The following is a 329-nucleotide window of genomic DNA, read 5'->3' as shown; positions in this document are numbered from 1 at the left end:
GTTTAGAAGATGATTTCGATGATGAACTATTAATTGATAATGACTTCTCTGAATTAGAAACTGAGATTGAAGATGAGTCACTTGATGATGAATTACGTCAAAAAATTAATGATGAGGTTGATTCTGTTGAACCACCAAGTATAGAAGATGACACCAAACCCCTTAACCTTGATGAAGTTCAAGAAACATTAGAAAGTGAGTTGCCATTTACCCCTGAAGAATTACAAGGGGATGATTTAGATGGCGAGGCACCGGGAATAGCTTCTAGTCAGGCTGAGCAAGATTTAGCAAATGCGCTTATGACAGATGCTGATTTAGATGGTTTAGAA

Annotated in this window: 1 protein-coding gene; it reads left to right on the top strand. The window is 37.1% G+C overall.

Annotation, left to right across the window (positions count from 1 at the left end):
* Nucleotides 1-329, top strand: a 329-nt coding sequence (locus tag H4J63_RS19905; protein ID WP_220467259.1) for a hypothetical protein, incomplete at both ends; no start/stop codon positions are given.

This window comes from Pseudoalteromonas sp. 5Ae-yellow, from assembly GCF_014077565.1.
Classification (GTDB): domain Bacteria; phylum Pseudomonadota; class Gammaproteobacteria; order Enterobacterales; family Alteromonadaceae; genus Pseudoalteromonas.
Note: the sequence above shows the minus strand (reverse complement) of the source record. Positions and strands in the feature narration are given on the sequence as shown.